Origin of the sequence: Pseudomonas sp. SWRI179 (assembly GCF_014268705.1) — a bacterium.
Taxonomy (GTDB): Bacteria; Pseudomonadota; Gammaproteobacteria; order Pseudomonadales; family Pseudomonadaceae; genus Aquipseudomonas; species Aquipseudomonas zanjanensis.
In genome coordinates, this window is record NZ_JABWRA010000138.1 from 1 (window position 1) to 547 (window position 547).

Below are 547 nucleotides of genomic sequence, written 5' to 3' on the forward strand. Positions count from 1 at the left end.
CGCCAGCGCTTCGCCGCCGCCGACATCGGCTTTGCCTTGCAGGAACACAACCTGCAAACCCTGGACGCCGACGCCCGCCAAGCGGCCGTGAGCCAACTGACCCAGACCGAAGCCCGGGAGGCCTTCGACCTCAGCCAAGGCCCGCTGATTCGCGGCCGCCTGCTGTGCCTGGCCGAAGACGAACACATCCTGCTGGTGACCCAGCACCACATCGTCTCCGACGGTTGGTCGGTGGCGGTGTTGATCGGTGAGTTCAACGCCCTCTACGCCGCGTTCAGCCAGCAGCTCGACGACCCGCTGCCGCCCCTGGCGCTGCAATACGCCGACTACGCCAGCTGGCAACAGCAGCACCTGCAAGGCGAACGCTTGCACGCCCAGGTCGGTTTCTGGAAAGCACACCTGGACGGCGCCCCGGCGTTGCTGGAACTGCCCAGCGACCACCCGCGCCCACAAGTACAAAGCTACCAAGGCGCCGCGCTGGCCCTGCAACTGCCCGCGCCACTCAGCGCCCGCTTGCGCCGCTTCAGCCAGCAACAAGGCCTGACCC

Annotated in this window: 1 protein-coding gene; it reads left to right on the forward strand. The window is 67.6% G+C overall.

All coding sequences use genetic code 11. The features are described from left to right. On the forward strand, positions 1-547 hold a 547-nt coding region (locus HU767_RS29215; protein ID WP_238349545.1), incomplete at both ends, for a condensation domain-containing protein.